This is a genomic window from Streptomyces sp. NBC_00075 (genome assembly GCF_045041225.1).
In the GTDB taxonomy this organism is placed as follows: Bacteria; Actinomycetota; Actinomycetes; order Streptomycetales; family Streptomycetaceae; genus Streptomyces; species Streptomyces adonidis.
The window spans coordinates 9,713,066-9,736,158 of sequence record NZ_CP108243.1; the positions used below are offsets into that span (position 1 = coordinate 9,713,066).

General features: G+C 71.2%; 12 protein-coding genes. 4 read left to right on the forward strand and 8 right to left on the reverse strand.

The window, feature by feature from the left end:
* Window positions 1–119: 119 nt before the first annotated feature.
* Both OG787_RS42635 and OG787_RS42640 read right to left on the reverse strand, forming a co-directional pair.
* Entirely contained in the window at window positions 120–2,687 is a 2,568-nt protein-coding gene (locus OG787_RS42635; protein WP_405538898.1) for an ABC transporter permease, read from the reverse strand.
* Between the two features lie 6 nt (window positions 2,688–2,693).
* A complete protein-coding gene (locus tag OG787_RS42640; RefSeq protein ID WP_369033834.1) occupies window positions 2,694–3,524 on the reverse strand; it encodes an ABC transporter ATP-binding protein in 831 nt (276 codons plus the stop codon).
* Window positions 3,525–3,657: 133 nt separating this feature from the next.
* Between OG787_RS42640 and OG787_RS42645 the strand changes: the two genes are divergently transcribed.
* Entirely contained in the window at window positions 3,658–3,897 is a 240-nt protein-coding gene (locus OG787_RS42645; RefSeq protein WP_369033835.1) for a toxin-antitoxin system HicB family antitoxin, read from the forward strand.
* 49 nt (window positions 3,898–3,946) lie between these two features.
* The gene (locus OG787_RS42650) at window positions 3,947–4,285 is read left to right on the forward strand and encodes a fic family toxin-antitoxin system, toxin component (RefSeq protein ID WP_405540749.1); all 339 of its coding nucleotides are present in this window, start codon (window positions 3,947–3,949) and stop codon (window positions 4,283–4,285) included.
* On the opposite strand, the gene OG787_RS42655 is transcribed toward OG787_RS42650, so the two are convergent.
* A complete protein-coding gene (locus tag OG787_RS42655) occupies window positions 4,280–4,996 on the reverse strand; it encodes a class I SAM-dependent methyltransferase (protein WP_369033836.1) in 717 nt (238 codons plus the stop codon). The two genes, OG787_RS42650 and OG787_RS42655, sit on opposite strands and share 6 nt — an antisense overlap.
* An 87-nt stretch (window positions 4,997–5,083) precedes the next feature.
* Complete coding sequence (locus OG787_RS42660) at window positions 5,084–5,770, reverse strand: esterase/lipase family protein (RefSeq protein ID WP_369033837.1); 687 nt, start codon at window positions 5,768–5,770, stop codon at window positions 5,084–5,086.
* Between the two features lie 115 nt (window positions 5,771–5,885).
* Here OG787_RS42660 and OG787_RS42665 point away from each other — a divergent pair, with 115 nt between their 5' ends.
* Window positions 5,886–8,270 carry a LuxR C-terminal-related transcriptional regulator gene (locus tag OG787_RS42665; RefSeq protein ID WP_369033838.1) on the forward strand — a complete coding sequence of 795 codons (2,385 nt, stop codon included), beginning with the start codon at window positions 5,886–5,888 and terminating at the stop codon, window positions 8,268–8,270.
* A gap of 46 nt (window positions 8,271–8,316) precedes the next feature.
* Here the strand turns inward: OG787_RS42665 and bioD are convergent, their stop codons facing one another.
* From bioD to OG787_RS42685, 4 genes are all read right to left on the reverse strand, one after another.
* Window positions 8,317–9,030 carry a dethiobiotin synthase gene (bioD, locus tag OG787_RS42670; RefSeq protein ID WP_369033839.1) on the reverse strand — a complete coding sequence of 238 codons (714 nt, stop codon included), beginning with the start codon at window positions 9,028–9,030 and terminating at the stop codon, window positions 8,317–8,319.
* A 2-nt stretch (window positions 9,031–9,032) separates the two neighbouring features.
* Entirely contained in the window at window positions 9,033–10,313 is a 1,281-nt protein-coding gene (locus tag OG787_RS42675; protein ID WP_369033840.1) for an adenosylmethionine--8-amino-7-oxononanoate transaminase, read from the reverse strand.
* Complete coding sequence (bioB, locus tag OG787_RS42680; RefSeq protein ID WP_369033841.1) at window positions 10,306–11,490, reverse strand: biotin synthase BioB; 1,185 nt, start codon at window positions 11,488–11,490, stop codon at window positions 10,306–10,308. Before bioB ends, OG787_RS42675 begins: the two co-directional genes overlap by 8 nt.
* A 487-nt stretch (window positions 11,491–11,977) precedes the next feature.
* Entirely contained in the window at window positions 11,978–12,757 is a 780-nt protein-coding gene (locus OG787_RS42685) for an IS5 family transposase (RefSeq protein ID WP_405538900.1), read from the reverse strand.
* An 819-nt stretch (window positions 12,758–13,576) separates the two neighbouring features.
* Here OG787_RS42685 and OG787_RS42690 point away from each other — a divergent pair.
* Window positions 13,577–23,089: a type I polyketide synthase gene (locus OG787_RS42690; protein WP_369033842.1), complete on the forward strand. Its 9,513-nt coding sequence runs from the start codon at window positions 13,577–13,579 to the stop codon at window positions 23,087–23,089.
* The last annotated feature ends 4 nt before the right edge of the window (window positions 23,090–23,093 follow it).

A 23,093-nucleotide genomic window follows, 5' to 3' on the forward strand; every position in this document is an offset into this window, starting at 1 on the left:
GCAGGCCCTTCCCCCCTCAGGGGCGCGGGGAACTGCGCGACCAGCCACAGCGAACCCGCACGGGCAACACCACCTGAGCCACCCCCGAGCGCCCGAGCCCCCCAAGGTCCCGCCGCGCGCTACTCGTGCGCGATCGCCGCCAACACGTTCATCCGAGACGCCCGCAGCGCAGGCAGCAGCGCCGCCACGATCCCGACGACCGCCGAGCCGACCACCACCGCGACGATCGTGCCCCACGGAATCGCCAGCGCCTCCATGCCCTGCAAGGCCAGCACCCGCTGGATGCACACACCCCACACCAGCCCCAGCCCGAGTCCGAGCACCGCGCCGAACACGGCGATCACCACCGACTCCAGCCGGATCATCCGGCGCAGCTGCCGCCGGGACAGTCCGATGGCCCGCAGCAGCCCGATCTCACGCGTCCGCTCCACGACCGACAGGGCGAGGGTGTTGACCACGCCGAGCACCGCGATGACGATCGCCAGCCCGAGGAGCGCGTACACGAGGTAGAGCAGGACCGCGATCTGGTTGCGGATCAGTTCCTTGTAGTCGGCCTGGTCACGCACCTTGACCTGCGGATACGGTTCGAGGGTCCGCTCCAGCGCCGGGCGCAGCTCGTCCGCGCTCGTGCCGTTCACGGCGTTGACGTACAGCGCGGACTCCTGGCCGCCGGGCACGTACTTCTCGGCGACGGCGATCCCGAAGTAGATCCCGCCCTGGGTGCCGAAGCCCTCGGCGTTCTCCTGGTCGGTGAGGGCGGCGACCTTCAGTTCGGTCCGTTCGCCGTCCGGGAACTCCACCGGCAGGACGGTGCCGAGGCTGACGTCGTGGTCCTTGGCGTAGTCGGCGGACATCGCCAGGTTGCCGTCCGCGAGCGCGGCGGCCGTGTCGCCCTGCACGTACGTGACCTTGGCGACGTCGTCCAGCTGTGCGTCGTACCCGGCGGCCGTGGTTTCCAGGCGCTTGCCGTCCGGCGTCCGTACCGCGACCGGCACGAACCGCTGCCGCACGACGAGTCCGACACCGTCCGTGGCCCGCACCTTGTCGGCGACCTCCTGCGGGAACGGCACGAAGTTGTCGTTCTGCACGACGAAGTCGGCACCCAGCGTCTTGTCGATCTGCTGGTCGAAGGACTTGGTCATCGAGGCGCTGGCCACCGACATCCCGCCGACCAGGGCGAGGCCCACCATCAGCGCGGCGGCCGTGGCCCCCGTACGGCGGGGATTGCGCAGGGCGTTGCGCTGGCTCATCCGGCCGACCGGGCCGTAGATCACCGGGAACGCCCCGCCGAGCACCCGGATGACCGGCCGGACCAGCAGCGGGCCCGCGATGACCGTGGCGATGAGGGTGAGGACGACTCCAAGTCCCAGCAGGGAAGCCGATGTTGAAGTCTCCTCGGCCGTGGCGCAGCCAACGAGTGCGGCTGCCCCGAGGGCGCCGACGATCGCGCCGACCACCGCCCGTACCCGCAACGGCCGCCCCACGCCCGCGATTTCGGCATCCGAGAGGGCTGCCATGGGGGAGACGACGGCTGCTCGCCGGGCCGGCAGATACGCCGCGACGAAGGTGACCCCGAGTCCTACGGCGTACGCCGACACCGGAGTTGCCCAACTCACCACCATGTCGGCCGACTTGAGGTTCATGCCGAAGGCGCTCATCAGCCTGATCAGCCCCGCCGCGAGGCCGATCCCGGCGGCGAGGCCCAGTGTCGAGCCGATCAGGCCGAGCAGGACCGCCTCCGTCAGCACGGACCGGCGCACCTGCCGTCGGTCGGCGCCGAGCGCCCGCAACAGGCCCAGTTCGCGGGTGCGTTGGGCGATCAGCATCGAGAAGGTGTTGACGATCAGGAAGACCCCGACGAGCACGGCGATCCCGGCAAATCCCAACATCACGTACTTGATCACGTCGAGGAATCCGCCGAGTTGCTCCGCGGCGGACTCGGCCTGCTCGGCGGCCGTCTCCAACTCGTAGTCGGTGGTACCGATCTGCTTCGCGATACGGGCCTTCAGCTCCGCGTCGCTCACCCCGCTAGCGGCGGTCACCGAGATGCTCGTGGCCCGGTCCGGCGAGCCGAGCAGCATGGTCGGCGCGGTCCTGCTGTCCAGGAAGATCAGCGCCGCGCCCGGGTTGGTGGTGGTGAAGGTGGCGATGCCGACGATCTTCACCTTGAACGACCCGGGCTGCGCCTGGACGGTGAGCGTGTCGCCGATGCCCACGTCCTTGCTGTCGGCGGTGTCCGCGTCCAGCAGGGCCTCGCCGTCGCCCTCGGGGGCGTGGCCTGAGGTGAGTTCGACGGGGCTGCGGTCGGTGAGGTGCCAGTCGGTGGCGATGGTGGGGGCGCCCGAGGTCGGGGAGACGGACTCGTTGCGGTCGTCGACGACGGTGATGTTCTCGACGGACGCGTCCGCGTGGGCGTCCTCGACCCCGGCTACGCCCGCGACCCGCTGGGCCAGCGAGGCGGGCACGGTCAGGGCCTCGCCGGACGGCACCTGTGACGAGAAGTCCTCGCGCGGGTTCACCGTGACATCGGCGGAGGTGGAGGCGAAGAGCCGGTCGAAGGTACGGGTGACCGTGTCGGAGAAGATCAGGCTGCCCGCGACGAACGCCACGGACAGGACGATGGCCAGCGCGGAGAGCAGCAGTCTGCCCTTGTGCGCGAGGAAACTCCTGAGCGTTGCCTTCAGCACGGGGTGTCAGTCCTCGTCGGTGGGCTTGGTGAGGGACGTCTCGCCGGGTGCCGGTTCCTGGGCCTGGCCGCCGGAGAACAGGCGCATGCGCTCCAGAACCGCCTCCGCCGTGGGCTGGGCCATCTCGTCCACGATCCGCCCGTCCGCGAGGAAGAGCACCAGGTCGGAGTGGGCGGCGGCGCCCGGATCATGGGTCACCATGACGACCGTCTGGCCGAGGTCGTCGACGGCCTCGCGCAGAAAGCCGAGGACCTCCAGACCGGCGCGCGAGTCGAGGTTGCCGGTCGGCTCGTCCGCGAAGATCAGCTCGGGCCGGGAGGCGAGCGCCCGGGCGCAGGCCACGCGCTGCTGCTGCCCGCCGGACAGCTGGGCCGGCCGGTGTTTGAGCCGGTCCCGCAGCCCCAGCGTGTCGATGACCTGGTCCAGCCACTTCTGGTCGGGTTTCTGGCCCGCGATGTCCATCGGCAGGGTGATGTTCTCGACGGCGTTCAGCGTCGGGATCAGATTGAACGACTGGAACATGAACCCGATCCGGTCCCGCCGCAGCCGGGTCAGATCGCGCTCCTTCAGCCCGGTGATCTCCGTGTCGCCGAGCCAGACCTGCCCCGCCGAGACGGTGTCGAGCCCCGCCAGACAGTGCATCAACGTGGATTTTCCCGAACCTGACGGTCCCATGACGGCGGTGAAGCGCCCGCGCGCGATGTCCACGTCGACCGAGTCGAGGGCGAGCACGGTCGTCTCGCCCGAGCCGTACGCCTTGGTCAGGGCGCGGGCCCGGGCCGCGGTCCCGTCCGCCTCCGCGTGCTCGGGGGCGTGCTCCGCAGCAGGTGTGGACAAGGCTGCCTCCTTAGGTGGCTCTCCCGTGTTCCTTGTCCCCGCCGAGCGTAGTGTGACGAGGCGCACACCCGGTATCCCTTTTCACTCTTGGGCGGCCTTGCCGGTGCTAGCACTCTCGCGCTAGCTTCGAGGTATGGCGAAGACTCAGCTGAACGTCCGGGTCGACGAGGGCACCGCCCGGGCGGCACGCGAACAGGCCCTGGCCCGCGGGATGAGTGTCAACCGCTACATCGAGGAACTGGTCAAACAGGACACCGGCGAGGCAGGCCACACCTTCGTGGAGGCCGCCGCCGACTTCATGAAGCAGTACGAGTCGGTCTTCGCCGAGGAGTTCGGCACGGACCGCGAGGGCAAGCGCGAAGGTCGTCACTGAACTCTTGGAAAACTTCGGCAACCTCAGGATCGACCTCGCCTGGCTCCTCATGATCGCGGAACGGAAGACGCCCGGAGACCCCCAGGTCTCCGACTGGGGCGCTCTGGTCGCCGCCCTCGCCCGCCACGAGGCCCAGATATTCGACGTCCCCGTCTACGACAACCCGCACGCCCGGGCCGCCGCCCTCCTCCAACTGCTGCTGCATGTGCCCGCGTTGGAGCGCTCCAACGCGCTGTACGCCTCCGCGGTCGCCTACGCCTACCTCATCGCCAGCGGGGTCAAGGTCGTCACCTCGCCCGAGCAGGTGCGCGATCTGGCCCGCCTGGTGAAGAGCGGCAACGCCTCGGTGCACGACATCGCGCGCGAACTGCGCCAGTGGAGCCTATGAAGCCTTCGTCCCCGGCTGTGCCTCCTGCTGTACAGGACGCCAGGCGCTGCCCAGCACGCAGTACGAGGCGGGCAGCCGGGGCCCCTTCTCGGGCACCAACAGCTGCCGGTACGGGCCGAGTTCGAACCCGGCGTCCCGCAGCGCGGCCACCGGGTCCCGGGACACATGGCATCCGCCGGCGAGCGCGGGCCACACCGTGCGGTCCAGGGCGCGCTGGGCGAACCGCATCGCGGGCCCACCGCCGACGCCGTGCTCGAAGAACCGCACCTCGCCGCCGGGCCGCAGCACCCGCCGTACCTCACCGAGCGCCCGGGACACGTCCCGGACACCGCACAGCACCAGCGAGAGCACCACGGCGTCGAAGGCCTCGCCCTTCACCGGCAGCGCCTCCGCGACACCCGGTACGACATCCACGGGTACCTCGGAGCGCAGAGCGGCCTCCACGGCCAACTTCCGGAGCAGGCGTTCGGGTTCGATCGCGACGACCTCCGAGACGGTGCCCGGATAGTGCGCGAAGTTCAGCCCGTTGCCCGCGCCGATCTCGATCACCCGCCCGGACAGTCCGGCGAGCAGCCGCTCCCGTACACCGCCCAGGCCCATACGGGTCTCGGCGGTCACACTGAACCGGGCGTAGTAACGGGCGAACAGCGGATGGTGCACGGGATCCCGCGGCACCTTGCCGGAGCCGGAGATGGTGGACCGTAGCGGCATGGGGACCTCCCGGGGAGGACTGGCCTTACCGCGATTGTCCCCCTAACGGGACCCGCGCACCCCTGCTGTCGCCGTCGACCGGCGGGATCAGGCGATGAAGTCGCGCACCTGCCCGTAGACGCCGTAGTCGTTGTTCATCTCGTCGTGCGAGATGCAGCCGACCTCGACGTTCGTGGCGCCGCTCAGGATGGCGGTGGTGTCCGGGGTGAGCGCGTCGTCGCAGTTGGACCAGTAACTGGCGTAGGCCACGCTGCCCGGCGTCTCGTCGCCCGAGTTCAGCGCCGTCAGGAAAGAACTTCCGGTGTACATCTCGGAACACGAGGTGTACAGCCAGGCACACCACGAGGCGACCGTCGTCCCGTGGTTGACGCCGGCGGTGGAGACGAAGTCGTCGACGTACGCCGTTCCGCCGAGGTTCTTGAGGTAGTAGCGAGCGCTGAGCGCGCCCATCGAGTGGACGACCAGGTCGACCTTCGACGCACCCGTCGCGGCCAGAACTCTCTTGACCTCGGTGGCCAGTTGCTGGGCCGTCGTGACGTTCGACTGGGACCACGAGTACGACCAGGCGTCCAGCTCGGAGGCCGTGTAGCCGTCGGCCTTGAAGTCGGCGACCCAGTCGTTCCAACTGCTCGACGAACTGCTGAGACCGTGTACGAAAACGACCGGATTGTGGGTTGCGGCCTGGGCGGGCGTCGCGGTGAGCGAGAGGGACAGAAGCATCGAGGACACGACAGCCGAGACGGCTGCCGTGATGCGTCGCGTGCGGCGCTGCATGGTGCCTCCAGATTCGGGCGGGGTTGGCTGGAGTGTCGGGCCGGGTCTACGCGCGCCGCATCGGTGAAATCGCCGGTCTTTACGCACCTTGTAACTCGCCAGTAACGTGAGTTGTGTGGTGACCTCGGTGAATCCCCCGCCTCTGCCGCACATTTCGCCACCGCAGCTCACGGACGCGTGGCAGCAGCTCGGCCCCCCGCTCCCCGAAGGCGTCCGCGTGCGCGTCCTCTGTGCCGCGTACGGCGATCCGCGCGCCGCCGCCGAACTCGTACCGCTCCTCACCGAACGGCAGGCGGCCGGCCTCGACCCGCTGCCGGCGGAACCCGCCGCACTCGCCCCCGAACTCCTGCGGGCGCACCGCCGGGAGATCCGCGCCCTGCCCGACGACACCCGGCTGCTGCTCCTGCTCGCGGCGGCCGACCAGCACCCGGTGCAGACACACGCCTTCCTGCGCGCGATCGCCGCGGGCGGCCTCGACACCCGCGCCCTCGAAGCCGCCGAGACGGCCGGGATCGCGCACGCGGGGGTGAGCGGCGTCGTCTTCCGCGACGCGTGGACACGCATCGCGGCGTACGAGTCCGGGTCCTCGGCCGACCGACGGGACGCGCACCGACTGCTGGCCCGCGTCCTGCACGGCGCCGGTGAGACACCCCGCCGGTCCTGGCACCGGGGCGCCGGCGCCCTCGGCCCCAGCGGGCGCCTCGCCGCCGAACTCGGCGCCGCCGCAGGCGAGGCCCGTGAGCTGGGCGACCACGCCCTGGCCGGCGCCCTCGGCGAACGCGCCGCCGCCCTCTCGCCCGACCCACGCGAACGCTCCCGGCTGCTCTCCCGGGCCGCCGCCGACGCCTGGCACCGCGGCGCCGGCGACCGGGCCCGCGGTCTGGTGGCCGCCTCGGACGAGAGCGCCCTGAACGGCATGCTCGCCCTGCGCTCGGGCAACGCGACGGAGGCGTTCGACGCTCTGCTGACGGCTGCGGTCCGGCATGCGCGGGCCGCGCTGGAGCAGGGGAGCGGGAACGGGAACGTGCTGAATCGTTCCGCCGAGGAGCGCTGGGATCGCGGGGAGCATGGGGATCGCGGTGATCACGGGCCTCGTGGTGGCCTGCCGGAACGATTCGGGGCATCGGACGGCCCCTTCTCGTACCCGTACGCGCCCCAGGACTCACAGTCCTCGCACAGCGTCCCGAACCCCGACCTCGACATCGCCGTGCACCTGCTGGCACGTGCCACCGAGGCCGCCGTCTACACCGGCGACCTCCGCCGCTGCCGCGAGGCCGCCACCGTGGCCGCACGGCTCGGCATCATCCCGCCCGGCACCCTCGCGGGACTCGCCGCCGCCGTCGAGGGGCGGTACGAGGACGCCCGTAACCTCCTCAAGGCCGCCGCGGGCCGGTGCGGTCCCGGTGGCGACCCCACCCTGCTCATCCACTCCGGCATCGCCTCGCTGCTCCTCGGCGACCACTCCGGCGCCGAACGCGCCACCGTACGGGCCGCCGCCTCCGCCCGCGCCCGGGGCGAGACGGTCACCGTCCCGCAGGCCATGGAGTTCCGGGCCTACGCCGACTTCTGGACCGGACGCCCACGCGCCGCCGAGGCGGCAGCGGCCGACGCCCTCTGGCAGGCGTACGCCACCGGCCAGGACAACGGCGCCTGCCATCTCCAGGCCGCGCTCGCCATGTTCGCGGCGGTGACCGGCGACGGTGAGGTGTGCCGGGAGCGCGCCTCGGCGGCCCGTGGTCACGCCCGCGCCCACGGCCTGGGGCTGCCCGCCGCGCTCGCCCTGTGGGCGCTCGCCTTCCTCGACCTCTCCACCGGCCGCTTCGAGAGCGCCGCCGCCCGGCTGCGCGCCCTCGCCGGATTCGGCCCCGGGCACGGGCACCGGGCCATCCGGCACCTGGCCACCCCGCACTACGTCGAGGCCGCCGTCCGCACCGGTGACACGCGTGTCGCGCGGGCCGCTCATGCCGACTACGACCGGTGGGCTGTCGCTGTGCGCAGCGCGGACGACCTGGCGCTGAGCGCCAGATGCCGGGCGTTGCTGGCGCCGGGGGCGGAGGCGGTCGATCACTACCGGACGGCTCTTGATCTGCATGCTCATGGGACGCGGGACTTCGAACGGGCCCGTACGGAGCTGTTGTTCGGGAGTGCGTTGCGGCGGTTGCGGCAGCGGACCGAGGCGCGGGACCGGTTGCACAGCGCGTTGGAGGCGTTCGAGACGTTTGGGGCGCCGCACTGTGCGACGCAGGCGCGGGCGGAGTTGCGGGCGCTGGGGGCGCCGGTGACTGTTGCGGCGGGGGCGGTGGATTTCGCCGCGCGGCTTACGGCGCAGCAGTTGATGGTGGCGCGGATGGCCGCCGAGGGGGCGACCAATCGCGAGATTGCCGTGCGGCTGGCGTTGAGTCCGCGCACGATTGATCACCATCTGCGGGGTGTGTTCTCGCGGTTGGGGATTCGGTCGCGGATTGAGCTGGTGCGGTTGTTGGGGGAGGAAGGGTTGTGAGTTGGGTTTCCGTCGGTGGGGGCCGGTCGCGCAGTTCCCCGCGCCCCTAAAAGACCTGTGCCCGGAATTGCGACGCGTCCCAGGTTCCGCCCAGGGGTGGGGCCAGCCAACTTGCTGCCAGTGTGCGGAAGTTGGCCGGGGGGAGCGTGCCGATCCCCGCCGGTAGCGCCCCTAGCAGGGGCGCCCCGGCTACCACCGGCAGGTCCGCCAGGTTGCAACGGGACGCCAGGTCAGGGGAGTTGGGCCAGTTGCCGATCACGCAGCCCATGAGGTCCAGTCCCCTGTGGGAGAGTTCACGGGCCGTCAGTTCTGTTGTGTTGAGGGTGCCCAGGCCTGCCGAGGTGACCACCAGGACCGGTGCCGCCAGGAGTTGGGCCGCGTCCGCCAGCGTGCCGCCCTCCTCGTCGAAGCGGACGAGTAGGCCGCCCGCGCCCTCCACGAGGACCAGGTCGTACTCGGTGGCCAGTTTCGCGGCGGCCTCCGCCACTTCCGCCGGGCGTACCGGGGGGAGCGAGGCGCGGCGGGCTGCCGTCGCCGGGGCCAACGGGTCGGGGTAGCGGGCGAGTTCGAGGGTTCGTACGGCGCCTGCGAGGCGCGCCACCTCGTCGGCGTCGCCGCGCTCGTCCGGACGTACTCCCGTCTGCGCGGGCTTGAGGACGGCCACCGTGCGGCCCGCGGCCAGGGCTGTCGCGGCGACGGCGGCTGTCGTCACCGTCTTGCCCACCTCTGTGCCCGTTCCCGTGATCACCAGGATCGGCATGTTCATCCCTCCTGTGCCGCCGCGCACACCGCGCGCGTGATGCGGGCCAGGTCCTCGTCGCCGGTGACGTACGGCGGCATGGTGTAGACGAGGTCGCGGAACGGGCGCAGCCACACGCCCTCGCGTACTGCCGCCGCCGTGGCCGCCGCCATGTCCACCTCGTGGTCGAGCTGGACCACGCCGATCGCGCCGAGGACACGTACGTCCTGGACGCCGGGGAGTTCCGCGGCCCCCGCCAGGCCGTCCCGCAGGCCGGCCTCGATCCGTTTGACCTCCGCCCGCCAGTCCTGGTCGAGGAGCAGGCCGATCGAGGCGCAGGCCACGGCCGCCGCCAGGGGGTTGGCCATGAAGGTCGGGCCGTGGGCGAGTACCGGGACCTCGCCGCGCGAGATGCCCTCGGCCACCCGGGACGTGCACAGCGTCGCCGCCATCGTCAGATAGCCGCCGGTCAGCGCCTTGCCCACACACATCACGTCCGGCGTCACCGCCGCGTGCTCCGCCGCGAACAGCGCGCCCGTGCGCCCGAACCCGGTCGCGATCTCGTCGAACACGAGCAGGACGTCGTGCGCGTCGCACGCCTCACGCAGCACCCGCAGATAGGTGGGGGAGTGGAAGCGCATCCCGCCCGCGCCCTGCACCACCGGTTCGACGATCACGGCGGCCAGTTCGTCCGCGTGCCGTTCGATCGTCGAGCGGAGGTGGTCGGCGTACGACTCGTCGAAGTCCGTCGGTGGGGCGTCCGCGAAGACCTGGCGGGGCAGGATTCCCTGCCACAGCTCGTGCATGCCGCCCTCGGGGTCGCAGACGGACATCGGCTGCCAGGTGTCGCCGTGATAGCCGCCGCGCCAGGTGAGGAGGCGTTGCTTCGACGGGCGGCCGGTCGAGCGCCAGTACTGGAGGCACATCTTGACCGCGACCTCGACCGACACCGATCCCGAGTCGGCCAGGAAGACGTGCTCCAGGCCTTCCGGTGACAAGTCGACAAGGAGCTTCGCCAGGCGTACGGCGGGCTCGTGGGTGAGGCCGCCGAACATGACGTGGCTCATCCGTGAGAGCTGGTCGCTCGCCGCCTCGTTGAGTACCGGGTGGTTGTAGCCGTGGATCGCCGACCACCAGGACGACATCCCGTCGACCAGCTCGCCCGACCCGTCCGCCAGCCGCAGCCGCACCCCGCTCGCCGACTCCACGACGAGCGGCTCGACCCGGCCCGGCATCGGCCCGTACGGATGCCAGACATGCCGCCGGTCCAGGTCGAGCAGCTCGGACAGGGGCAGGTCAGGCATTGGGCGCGAGGTCCGTTCCGGCACCTCGGCGGCGTACGGCGACCAGGTCCGTACGGGGCTCGTTGACCGTCGGCGTGGCGGGGGCGGCCGTACCGCAGACACCGCCGCCGCCCTCGTGCGAGCCGCAGCCGCCGCCCGCGGATTCGTGGGACCCGCAGCCGCCGCCCACCGTCGCCCGGTGTTCCGGCAGCGTCACCTGGTCGGTGCCCTCGATCTCGAAACCGGCGTCGGCGATCATGTCGAGGTCGGCCTGGCCGGCCTGGCCCTCGGTGGTGAGGTAGTCGCCGAGGAAGATCGAGTTGGCCAGATGCAGCGCGAGCGGCTGCATCGTGCGCAGATGGACCTCACGGCCGCCCGCGATCCGCACCTCCACGTCCGGGCAGACGAACCGGACCATCGCCAGGATGCGCAGACAGCGCTGCGGGGTGAGGTTCCACTCCTTGGCCAGCGGGGTGCCCTCGACCGGGATGAGGAAGTTGACCGGAACCGAGTCCGGGTCCAGGTCGCGGAGCGAGAAGACGACGTCCACGAGGTCTTCGTCGGTCTCGCCCATGCCCGCGATCAGGCCCGAGCAGGCGGACAGCCCGGCCGCGTGCGCCTTCTGGACGGTATCGACCCGGTCCTCGTAGGTGTGGGTGGTGGTGATCTCGCCGTAGGTGGCCTCGGACGTGTTGAGGTTGTGGTTGTAGGCATCCGCCCCGGCCTCGCGGAGGCGCTCCGCCTGGCCGTCGGAGAGCAGGCCCAGGCAGGCGCACACCTCCACGCCCTCGTTCTGGTCCTTGATCGCCTTGATCGTGCCGGCGACCCGGTCCACGTCCCGGTCCGTCGGACCGCGCCCGGACGCCACCAGACAGACCCGCTTGGCGCCCCCGGCCAGCCCGGCCGCCGCCGCCTTCGAGGCCTCGTCCGGCTTGAGCCAGGTGTACTTCAGGATGCCGGTGGTGGAGCCGAGGCGCTGGGAGCAGTACGAGCAGTCCTCGGGGCACAGGCCCGACTTCAGGTTGACCAGGTAGTTCAGCTTCACACGCCGGCCGAACCAGTGCCGGCGCACCTTCCCGGCCGCGGTCACCACATCGAGCAGATCGTCGTCGGAGGTGGCCAGCACGGCCAGCGCCTCTTCGCGGGTCGGCAACTCGCGCCGCAGCCCCTTGTCCACCAGCGTCGTCAGCAGGTCCATGGAAGCCGATCCTGACGTATTCGACGGTCTGAGGGAAAGGAGAGTTCGTACAAGAGAGGTGCTTCGACGTGTGGGGTATGTAACACGACCACCCGAGTGCGTAGGGTCCACAGAGAGCATGGAAGACCAGGTCAGAGGCCCAAAGTCCGCATCCCGCCGCCGATTTGGTGAGAGACATGAGTGAGACGCAAGGGCCAGTGGATCAGTATGGAGGGTTCCTACAACACCCCCGAAGGGGCTGTTCCCTCAAGCGCCGTGCGTAACTTGGTGCGGGCTGTTCTGGAAGCTCTCGACATCCCCCACCCAGCGGCCGGGGGCCGCGAGGCGCACGACCGGATCTTGAGCGAACGGGCCATGCACGCGGCAATCGCGCTCCGCAACACGCTGGACGGGTGGACCAAGACAGCCGAAGAGATCCTCGACTCACTCGCCCGCTTCTGCCGACGGATCTCTGGCGCATCACACTAGAGGGCGTCTGAAAAGCCTGTCAGCGGGCTGGTCTTGCGAGGCGGCGCACGAGGAGCATGGCCATGGAGAGGTAGATGGCGTTCTCCGAGCAGACGCGCAGATATTCGTAGTCCTTCGACAGGCGACGGCATCGTCCCAGCCAGGCAAAGGTCCGCTCCACCACCCAACGCCGAGGGACCACCGCGAACTCGGGCACGGCCGGTGGCGGTGCCCCCACCCGAGCCCAGGTTGAGCGGAATCCACCGTCACGGCGCTGCACGACCTCCACAGTGATACCGGTGGATTCCAGGGCCCAAGCGTGGAAGTCGGCACCGCGGTAGCCCTGGTCCGCCCACACGTGCCGCAGACGGGGAAAGGCATCGGCAGCGCGGGAGAACAGCACCACAGCACCATCGCGGTCGCCGACGTTGGCCGGGCTCACGCAGGTGACCAAGACGGTGCCGCGGGTGTCGACGAGCAGGTGGCGCTTGATGCCACTGACCTTCTTGCCGCCGTCGTAACCGTGCAGGCCACCGCGCTCACTGGCCCGAACACTCTGGCTGTCCACAATGGCGGCACTGGGAGTGGGATCACGGCCGAGCTGCACCCGCTCGCGTTCGCGCAGTGCCGTCAACATCCGCTCCCACACGCCGTCCTTCTGCCAGCGCCGCCAGTAATGGTAGACCGTCTGCCACGGCGGTAAATCATGCGGCAAGAGTCTCCAGGCGCAGCCGACCCGCAGCCAGTAGACCAGCGCGTTGAGGATCTCCCACTCTGCATCAGAAAGATCCGTCGAGTAACGGGTACGCAGCCCGCACACCCCAGCCCCCGAAAGTGCGTCACCGCCCCGCTACCAGGCAACTTGCCCGCTGACAGGCTTTTCAGACGCCCTCTAGCCCGTGAGGCTTGCCCGAGCCGTGTGCGGTGATAAGTCGCTTGCACGGTTCCGAGGGGGTGGGGACGTAGTAATACGTTCCCGCTACCCGACCGGGAGGTGAGATCCGAGGTCAGTGCCGGAAGCGGACGGGATGCCCGATCTCGGCAAGGAGACGCTCAACGATCAGAACCATCTGCATCGATGTATGAGCGATGTCCAGGGGATGGGCCCGCGGGACATCGTTTTTCGCGACCGAACGACTATAGCTCGGCGTCGGTCCAGCGGCGGCCGGAGCCACTGACGCTGCGACGCACCGCGCCCGAAAGTATCGACGCCGGGTGCGCGGGGGTCACGTCTTCTGCGGCGCCGGAGCCCGCGCGGTCGTCGTGGCCCTGGGACGGCTCCGCGCGGAGCGGCTCTCGCTCCACGAGACCCTCTCGAGCGGGCTGCGAGGAGTCGCACGGAAGTATGGGCGTACTGATCGTTCCCGAGCCGAAGGTGCCGAATTGGCCTCCGCCGAAAACATCGACAAGACCGCTGTCCTCGGAATTCTCCGACCGGGTTTCGGATGTGCCCCGGCCGCTTTCGCTCTCGTCGGGAAAGACGTCGTCACATAGCAGCGATCCGCGTGATCGCCATGTTCCCCGGCAGCACCGTCAGGGGAAACCGACGACCAAATCCGAGCGCGGCAGACCATTCGCGACGCCTCCAGGAACCGTTTTCGTCCGTAGCGACATCTGAGGGAACTCCATGATTCGGGATATGCGGGAAGGCCCCATCGCGGTCATCGGCCTGGCATGCCGGTTGCCGGGCGCACCGGGACCGGAGCAGTTCTGGCGGCTGCTCAGCGAAGGCCGCGACGCCATCTCCATGGCCCCACCCGAACGCTTCGCCCCGCCGCACGACGAAGGGGTGCCCACTCATGGTGGGTTCCTCGACCAGGTGGAGTACTTCGACGCCGAGTTCTTCGGCATCTCGCCGCGCGAGGCAGCCGTGATGGACCCGCAGCAGCGCCTGGTTCTCGAACTGGCCTGGGAAGCACTGGAGGATGCCGGCATCGTGCCGGACACCCTGCGCGGCTCCCGCACGGCTGTGTTCGTCGGCGCGCAACGCGACGACTACGCCAACCTGCTCTACCGACAGGGCACCGAGGCGATCACCCAGCACACCATGACCGGCCTGAACCGCGGGATCATCGCCAACCGGCTCTCGTACTTCCTCGACCTGCGCGGTCCGAGCCTCACTGTCGACACCGCCCAGTCCTCGTCCCTGGTGGCCGTGCACCTCGCCTGCGAGAGCCTGCGCACCGGGGAGTCCGACACGGCGATCGCGGCCGGCGTCAACCTCAACGTGCTGGCCGAGCACACCGTCACCGAGGACCGGTTCGGGGCACTCTCGCCGGACGGGGCGAGCTACGCCTTCGACGCCCGCGCCAACGGCTTCGTGCCCGGCGAGGGCGGCGGCGTGGTGGTCCTCAAGCCCCTGGAACTCGCTCTGGCCGACGGCGACCGCGTCCACGGCGTCATCCTCGGCAGCGCGGTCAACAACGACGGCGCCACCCCGGGCCTGAGCGTGCCGAGCGGAGCCGCCCAGGAGCGGGTGATCCGCCAGGCCTACGAGCGTGCCGGTGTGGACCCGCGCACGGTGCAGTACGTGGAGGCCCACGGGACCGGCACACCGGTCGGTGACCCGATCGAGGCGGGGGCGCTCGGCGCGGTACTCGGCGCCGGACGCGACAGCGACGACCCGCTGCGGATCGGCTCGGCCAAGACCAACGTGGGGCATCTGGAGGGCGCGGCCGGCCTGACGGGACTGCTGAAGGTGCTGCTCGGACTGGAACGGCGCCTGCTGCCGCCCAGCCGCAACTTCACCACCCCCAACCCCGGCATCCCGTTCGCCGAACTGGGCCTCGCGGTCCAGACCGAGCTGAGCCCGTGGCCCCACTCCGACCGGCCGCTGATCTCGGGCGTCAGTTCCTTCGGCATGGGCGGCACGAACTGCCACATCGTGGTCACCGAGGCACCCCGGACCGTTCCCGCCGCCCGGGCATCCGAGACCAGGACGTCCCCCGCCGTGCTGCCGTGGGTGGTCTCGGGGCGCGGCGGGAACGCCCTCCGCGCACAGGCCGAACGGCTGCACGACTTCGCGGCCGGCGAGAGCGCGCCGAGGTCCGTGGACATCGGGTGGACGCTCGCCTCGACCCGGACGGCCTTCGCCGACCGGGCGATCGTCTCGGCGGAGAACCGGGCGGGGCTGCTGCTGGGCCTGCGCGCGCTGGCCGACGGGCGGCCGTCCCCGTACGTGGTCTCGGGCACCGCGCGTTCGGGCCGCCTCGGCATCGTCTTCGCCGGGCAGGGCAGTCAGCGCGTCGGCATGGGGAGCGAGCTGTACGCGGCGTTCCCGAGGTTCGCGGACGCGTTCGACGAGGTGTGCGCCCAGCTCGATCCGCTGCTGCCACGCCCGCTCCGCGAGGTGATCGCCTCCGGCGAGGGACTGGACGAGACCCGCTTCGCCCAGCCCGCCCTGTTCTCCGTCGAGGTCGCTCTGTACCGGCTGACCGAGTCGTGGGGGCTTCGGCCCGACCGCCTCGCCGGGCATTCCGTCGGGGAGATTGCGGCCGCGCACGTGGCCGGAGTGCTGTCGCTGGCCGACGCCGCACGGCTGGTCGCGGTGCGCGGCCGGCTGATGCAGGCCCTGCCCGCGGGCGGCGCGATGGTCGCTGTGGAAGCCACCGAGGAGGAGGTCGCCCTGCTGCTGGCCGGGCGCGAGGCGGAGGTCGGCCTCGCCGCCGTCAACGGCCCCACCGCCCTGGTGCTCTCCGGCACCGGGCGAGCCGTCACGGACCTCGCCGCCGAACTGGCCGCCCGGGGACGCAGGACCAAGCGGCTGAAGGTCTCGCACGCCTTCCACTCCCCGCTGATGGCACCGATGCTGGCGCGCTTCCGTGAGGAGACGCGGACGCTGGAGTTCCACGAGCCGTCCATCCCGGTCGTCTCCACCGTGACGGGCCGGACCACGACGGCCGGTGAACTGTGCTCCCCCGACCACTGGGTGGACCAGGTGAGCAGCCCGGTGCGCTTCCTGGACGCCGTCCGCACCCTGGAGGCCGAGGGCGTCACCACGTACCTCGAACTCGGCCCCGACGGCACCTGCTCGGCGATGGTGGACGCGGCGGTCCGCGACCCCGAGGCGGCCGTGTCGGTACCGTCCCTCAGGGCAGGACGCCCCGAACCGCAGAGCCTGACGACCGCGCTCGCCACGACATTCGTACACGGCGGCCGGGTGGACCTGGCGAGCGTGTACGAGGGCACCGGCGCCCGCCGCACCGACCTGCCCACGTACGCGTTCCAGCGCAGGCGGTACTGGATCGACGGGGGCACCAGGGCCGCGGTACCACCGAAGGACTCCTTCGCCACCGACGGACTCGCTGAGCGGCCGGTCGCCCTGTCCGAGGCCGAGCGTCGCCGGACCCTGACCGACCTGGTCCACGCGCACATCGCCGCCGTCCTCGGCCACGAGGCGGACCAAAGGATCGCACCGGACACCACGTTCAGGGACCTGGGCTTCGACTCGCTCATGGCGGTCGAACTCCGGGACGCCCTGGCCGGGGCCACCGGACTCCGGCTGCCCAGCGGCCTGCTCTTCCAGTGGCCCACCCCCGGCGCCCTCGTCGACCACCTGCTGGCAAGACTGCTGGGCACCGGTGAGGACGCGACGGACACCGTCGCCCCCGGGACCGACGACGGTGAGCCGATCGCGATCATCGGCATGGCCTGCCGCTACCCCGGCGGTGTCACCTCGCCGGAAGAGCTGTGGCAGCTGGTCGCCGACGGCGTGGACGCCATCTCGGCGTTCCCCACGGACCGCGGTTGGGACCCGGATCTGTACGACCCGGACTCCGAGCGCCCGGGAACGAGCTACGTCGGCCACGGCGGATTCCTGCACGGTGCGGGCGAGTTCGACGCCGCCTTCTTCGGCATCTCGCCGCGGGAGGCGCTCGGCATGGACCCCCAGCAGCGGCTGCTGCTGGAGACGGCGTGGGAAGCGGTCGAGCGCGCGGGCCTCGACGCGCGTTCGCTGCACGGCACCCGCACCGGCGTGTTCGTCGGCGGTACGGCGCCCGACTACGGGCCCCGTATGCACGACGCGGGCCACGGCGTGGAAGGCCACGTCCTGACCGGCAGCACCGCCAGCGTCATGTCCGGCCGCATCGCCTACCAGCTCGGCCTGATCGGCCCGGCCGTCACCGTGGACACCGCCTGCTCGTCGTCACTCGTGGCGCTGCACATGGCGGTGCGCTCGCTGCGCTCCAAGGAGTCCTCGCTCGCTCTCGCGGGCGGCGTGGCGGTGATGTCGGGGCCCGGGATGTTCGTGGAGTTCTCCCGCCAGCGCGGCCTCGCCGCCGACGGCCGCAGCAAGCCCTTCGCGGCGTCCGCCGACGGCACCTCCTGGGCCGAGGGCGTCGGGCTGCTGCTCGTCGAACGGCTGTCGGACGCACGCCGCCACGGCCACCGGGTCCTGGGGATCATCCGCGGTACGGCGGTCAACCAGGACGGCGCGTCCAACGGCCTGACCGCCCCGAACGGCGTGTCGCAGGAACGCGTGATCCGCCAGGCGCTGGCCGACGCCCGCCTGCGCGCCGGGGACGTCGACGCCGTCGAGGCGCACGGGACTGGCACCACCCTCGGCGACCCGATCGAGGCCGAGGCCCTCCTGGCCACGTACGGGCAGGGACGGGACGGCGGCGAGCCGGTGTTCCTGGGCTCGCTGAAGTCGAACATCGGTCACGCACAGGCCGCGGCGGGTATCGGCGGGATCATCAAGATGGTCGAGGCCCTACGTCGTGCGCAGTTGCCCGCGACCCTGCATGTCGACCGGCCCACTCCGCACATCGACTGGGACGGCAGCGGCCTGCACCTGCTCACCGAGTCCCGGCCCTGGCCGGACACCCCGCGTCCGCGCCGGGCAGCCGTCTCCTCGTTCGGCATCAGCGGAACCAACGCCCACGTCATCCTCGAACAAGCTCCTCCCACGCAGACACCCGCCACGGACACCACTGCCGACGGCGACAACGGTGCTGGTGTCGGTGTGAACGGTGCGGGTGTGCCATGGGTGCTTTCCGCCAAGACCTCCGACGCCCTTCACGATCAGGCTCTCCGGCTCCACGACCATCTCGACGCGCATCCCGAGCTGGCCCCCGCCGAGGTCGCTCACGCACTGCTGAGTACGCGCAGCAGCTTCTCCCACCGCGCGGTCGTCCTCGGCGAGGGCATCACAGAGCTGCGTTCCGCTCTGCACGCTCTCGGTACCGGCCGGCCTCATCCCCACGTCATCACCGGCAGCAGCAGCGGCACGGCGGCCGGGACTGTCTTCGTCTTTCCCGGGCAGGGCACCCAGCGGCCCGGTATGGCGCGGCAACTCCTGGACACCCATCCCGTCTTCGCCGAGCACATCCAGGCATGCCAGGAAGCCCTCTCGCCGTACACCACGCTCTCCCTGGCCGACCTGCTGCACGAGCGACCCGGCGGTCCGGCGCTCGACCGCATCGACGTGGTGCAGCCGGCCCTGTTCGCCGTGATGACGGGTCTGGCCCAACTGTGGCGGGCCCACGGTGTGGAACCGGACGCCGTTGTCGGACACTCCCAGGGCGAGATCGCCGCCGCCTACATCGCCGGCGCGCTCACTCTTGAGGACGCCATGCGTCTTGTCGTGCTGCGTGCCCGAACCCTGGTCGCCATCACGGGTCAGGGCGGCATGCTGTGGACGGCGCTGCCCGCTCACGAGGCCGCGGCCCACGGGGTGGGTGAAGGCGAACGACTCCAGGTCGCCGCCGTCAACGCCCCCGGCAGCACCGTCATCGCCGGAGACAACACGGCCATCGAAGAACTCACCCGGAATCTGGCCGAGGACGGGGTACGGACTCGCCGGATCGCGGTGGACTACGCCTCGCATTCAGCGCATATCGACAGGGTCGAGCCGCAGATGCGTGAAGAACTCGCGGGCATCACCCCTGTCGCCTCGCGCGTCGCCTTCTACTCCACCGTCACAGGTGACCGTCTGGACACCGCCGAACTCACCGCGGACTACTGGTTCGAGAACATGCGCCGCACCGTCCGGTTCCAGTCGGCCGTCCAGGCACTCCACCGCGACGGACACGGCCTCTACATCGAGACCAGCCCCCACCCCGCCCTCGTCACGAGCGTCCAGGAAACCCTCGACATCGACGACACCGACGGCCCTGCGGTCACCGCCACCGGCACCCTGCGCCGCGACACCGACGACCCGACCCAGTTCACCAAGGCCCTGGCCGGCGCCCACACCGCCGGCAAACACATCCACTGGCCACAACACCCCACCCCCACCCCCGCCGTCGACCTGCCCACCTATGCCTTCCAACGCACCCGTCACTGGCTCGTCGCGGAGCCGGCGAACGACCCGTCAGGGTTGGGCCTGGCAGCTGTGGACCACCCGCTGCTCGGCGCCGTGATGGACCTCGCGGACGAGGACGGGCGGGTCTTCACCGGCGCCCTCTCCCTGGGCAGGCAGCCGTGGCTCGCCGACCACATCGTCGCCACGGCGGTTCTCGTGCCGGGTGCCGCCCTGGTCGAGATGGCGCTGGAGATGGGCGCCGAGGTCGGGTGCGACACCGTCGTGGAACTCACCAACGAGGTGCCCCTCGTGCTCCCCGGGAACGGCACGGTGGAACTGCAGGGGCGGGTCGGCCCCGACCGCGACGGACACCGGGAGATCTCCGTGTACGGGAGGACCGAGTCCGAGGCGCCGTGGGTACGGCACGCCACGGGCGTCCTCGCCGTGCCGTCGCCGGCCTCCGGGGCCGGCTCCGGAGCCGCGTCGGACGCCGCCGGCCCCCTGTCGGCGTGGCCGCCGCCGGGAGCGGTGCCCGTGGACCCCGCGAAGATGTACGAGCGGATGGCCGGGATCGGCGTGGCGTACGGGCCGGCCTTCCGCGGCATCCAGCGCGCCTGGCGGCTCGGCGACGAGGTGTTGACCGAGGTCCGGCTGGAGCACGAGGACGCGGGACGATTCGGGTTGCATCCGGCCGTGTTCGACGCCGCCGTGCACGGTCTACGGCTGCGTGAGGAACCGGCGGCGGACCCGACCGGTGGGACCGGGACACCCGTGGACCCGGGAACGGCGGACTACCGGAGGATCCTGGTGCCCTTCTCCTGGCGTGACGTACGCCTGGAGGCTCAGGGAGCCCGCTTGCTCCGGGTGCGGATCGCGCCCGCGGGAGCGGACACCGTCTCGGTGGAGGCGACCGACGGCACCGGCCGGTCCGTGCTCTCGGTCGGCTCACTGACCTTCCGGCCCCTCACGGAGGCACAGCTCCGGGCGTCCACCACCGTCCCCCGCGACTGGCTGCTCAGGCTGGACTGGGTGCCGCTGTCGGCGTCGCACCCGACCCCCGACCCCGGGGCTGCCTGGGCAGTCGTGTGCGGGGCCGGTACGTCGGCCGAGGCGTTCGCGGAGTTCACCGCCGAACTGTCCGCCGCCGGTGTCAACGTGACCCGCTACGACGATCTCGACGCACTGGCGCTCTCGATGGGAACGGGCACCGCCCCGCAGGTCGTCGCCGTAGCGGTGACCCGCCCCGCCGGAACCCCGGACGAGGCGTTCGCGGCGCGGGCGACCGTGGCTGCCGCCCACGAGACGGTCCGCCAATGGCTGACCGACGACCGGTTCGAGGGACATCGGCTGGTGATGGCGACCCGGGGCGCGGTCGCGGCGGGCGGCGTTGTGCCCGATCTGGCGTCGGCTCCCGTATGGGGGCTGGTGCGGTCGGCCCAGGAGGAGAATCCCGGGCGGTTCGCACTCGTCGACCTCGACCACGACGCATCCGCGGGGGCGTTGCCGGCCGCGGTCGCCACCGGTGAGACACAGGCCGCGATCCGGGCGGGCGAAATCCTGCTGCCGCGGCTGGCCCCGGCCGACAGCGACGGCCTGGCCGTCCCGTCCGATCCCACCTGGCGGTTGGGCATTCCCGCGCGCGGCACCTTCGAGAACCTCGAACTCGGCCCGGCGCCCGATGCGCTGGATTTGCTGGGCCCCGGGCAGATCCGCATCGCGGTGCGGGCGGGCGGCATCAACTTCAAGGACGCGCTGTACGCCCTGGAGATGATCTCCGCCGAACAGCGGCCCGGCCTTGAGGGGGCCGGGGTGGTGCTGGAGGTGGCTCCCGATGTCACCGACCTCGCTCCCGGCGACCGGGTGCTGGGGCTCATCCCCGATGCTCTGGGTCCGGTCGCCGTCACCGATCGCCGGCTCGTCGCTCCCATGCCGGACGGCTGGTCGTTCGCCGAGGCCGCGTCGGTCCCCGTGGTGTTCCTGACCGCATACCACGGGCTGGTGGAGCTGGCCGCTCTCTCCGAAGGCGAGTCCGTGCTGGTGCATGCCGCCGCCGGCGGTGTCGGCCTCGCCGCCGTGCAACTGGCCCGGCATCTGGGAGCCGAGGTCCTCGGCACGGCCAGCGACGCCAAGCACGACGTGCTCCGTGCGTGGGGGCTCGACGACGCGCACATCGCCTCGTCCCGCACGCTCGACTTCGCGCGGCGCTTCGACTCGGTGGACGTCGTGCTGAACTCCCTCGCCGGTGAGTTCGTCGACTCCTCCGCCGGCCTCCTGCGTCCGGGCGGGCGCTTCCTGGAGATGGGCAAGACCGACCTCCGGGACCCGGTGGACATGGCCGGCAAGTGGCCCGGCACCAGCTACCAGGCGTTCGACATCACACAGCTGAGCCCCGACCACATCCAGGACATGCTGATCCGCATCCTCGCCCTGTTCCGGTCCGGGGCCCTGCGGCATCTGCCGCTGACGGTCCTGGACGTACGCAGGGCCAGGACCGCGTTCCAGGAACTGGCCCAGGCCCGGTACGTGGGGAAAGTCGTGCTGACGATCCCGCGTGGCCCAGAGCCGGGGGGAACCGTGCTGATCACCGGCGGTCTCGGGGCGCTGGGCCGGAACACGGCCCGGCGACTGGTCACGGCCCACGGAGTGCGCCACCTACTGCTCACCGGACGCAGGGGCAGGGCCTCGGAGGGAGTGGCCGACCTGGAGGCCGAACTGTCCCGGCTCGGGGCGGAGGTGACGGTGGCCGCCTGCGACGTCTCCGACAGAGAGGCGCTGTCGGCACTGCTCGCCTCGGTGCCGCCCGAGCATCCACTGACCGGGGTGATCCACACGGCCGGCGCGCTGGCCGACGGAGTGGTGACGGCGCTGACACCGGAGAACTTCGATGCCGCCATGACGCCCAAGATCGATGCCTCCTGGCATCTGCACGAGCTGACCCGCGACCTGGACCTGTCCCTGTTCGTGCTGTACTCCTCCGCCATCGGGACGCTCGGCGGCGCCGGACAGGCCAACTACGCGGCGGCGAACGCCTTCCTGGACGCGCTGGCCCACCGCCGAAGGGCGTGCGGCGATCCCGCTGTGTCCCTGGCCTGGGGTCTGTGGGCCGAGGACAGCGGCATGACCGGTGGGCTCAGCGAGAACGACGTGGTGCGGCTCGCCCGCAGCGGCATCTCCGCGATGTCCTCCGAGGAGGGACTGGCGCTGTTCGACGCCGCGCTCGCCTGCGACGACCCGCTGCTCGTGGCCATGAAGCCCGACAGGCAGGCACTGCGTTCCGGCAGGCCGCTGTCACCCCTGCTGAAGGGGCTGGCCCACGGGCCGGTACGGCGTGCGGTGGACGAGGCGGAGCAGGAGGGCCCACAACTGGTCCGACGGCTGGCGGAGTTGTCCCCCGCCGAGCGTGAACGGGCTCTGCTCGATGTGGTCCGCACCCACGCCGCCGCAGTACTGGGACACACCACGCAGGAGCGTGTTCCGGCCACGGCGGAGTTCAAGAGCGCCGGGTTCGACTCCCTGACCGGGGTGGAACTGCGCAACCAGCTCAGTGCGGCCACCGGCCTGCGGCTGCCCGCCACCCTGATCTTCGACTTCCCGACCCCACGTGAGCTGGCGGCGCACCTGGCGAACGAGTACTTCGCCAAGGCGACGGAGCCCGCGCCACCCGTGCCCGGTGCCGAGCCCGAGGCCGGCCGGGACGCGGCGTCCGAAGGCGAAGAAGGACACCTCCGCCGGATGCTGGCCTCCATCCCGTTGGCCCGTCTGCGGTCGGCCGGCCTCGTCGACGTACTCCGCGGCCTGGCCGAGAAGGGTCCCGACGAAGAGGCAGGACAGAGCCCGGACACCGGGATCGACGGGCTGGACGCCGGCGAGCTGGTCCGCCTGGCAACCCACGGAACGGATGCGTGAGGAC

Excerpts from the sequence above, each read along its gene's own strand:
- OG787_RS42645 (WP_369033835.1), top strand. The coding sequence starts at position 3,658 with ATGGCGAAGACTCAGCTGAACGTCCGGGTCGACGAGGGCACCGCCCGG.
- OG787_RS42690 (WP_369033842.1), top strand. The coding sequence starts at position 13,577 with ATGCGGGAAGGCCCCATCGCGGTCATCGGCCTGGCATGCCGGTTGCCG.
- OG787_RS42650 (WP_405540749.1), top strand. The coding sequence starts at position 3,947 with ATGATCGCGGAACGGAAGACGCCCGGAGACCCCCAGGTCTCCGACTGG.
- OG787_RS42675 (WP_369033840.1), bottom strand. The coding sequence starts at position 10,313 with ATGCCTGACCTGCCCCTGTCCGAGCTGCTCGACCTGGACCGGCGGCAT.
- bioD (WP_369033839.1), bottom strand. The coding sequence starts at position 9,030 with ATGCCGATCCTGGTGATCACGGGAACGGGCACAGAGGTGGGCAAGACG.
- bioB (WP_369033841.1), bottom strand. The coding sequence starts at position 11,490 with ATGGACCTGCTGACGACGCTGGTGGACAAGGGGCTGCGGCGCGAGTTG.
- OG787_RS42660 (WP_369033837.1), bottom strand. The coding sequence starts at position 5,770 with ATGCAGCGCCGCACGCGACGCATCACGGCAGCCGTCTCGGCTGTCGTG.
- OG787_RS42655 (WP_369033836.1), bottom strand. The coding sequence starts at position 4,996 with ATGCCGCTACGGTCCACCATCTCCGGCTCCGGCAAGGTGCCGCGGGAT.